Origin of the sequence: Duganella margarita (assembly GCF_009857535.1) — a bacterium.
Classification (GTDB): domain Bacteria; phylum Pseudomonadota; class Gammaproteobacteria; order Burkholderiales; family Burkholderiaceae_D; genus Rugamonas; species Rugamonas margarita.
In genome coordinates, this window is sequence record NZ_WWCS01000109.1 from 1 (window position 1) to 243 (window position 243).

Annotated in this window: 1 rRNA gene; it reads left to right on the forward strand. The window is 56.0% G+C overall.

The features are described 5' to 3' along the window. A 16S ribosomal RNA gene (locus GTP55_RS30540) occupies positions 1 to 243 on the forward strand; the annotation flags it as partial.

Below are 243 nucleotides of genomic sequence, written 5' to 3' on the forward strand. Positions count from 1 at the left end.
GAACGGCAGCGCGGGGCAACCTGGCGGCGAGTGGCGAACGGGTGAGTAATATATCGGAACGTACCCTGGAGTGGGGGATAACGTAGCGAAAGTTACGCTAATACCGCATACGATCTAAGGATGAAAGCAGGGGACCGCAAGGCCTTGTGCTCCTGGAGCGGCCGATATCTGATTAGCTAGTTGGTAGGGTAAAAGCCTACCAAGGCATCGATCAGTAGCTGGTCTGAGAGGACGACCAGCCAC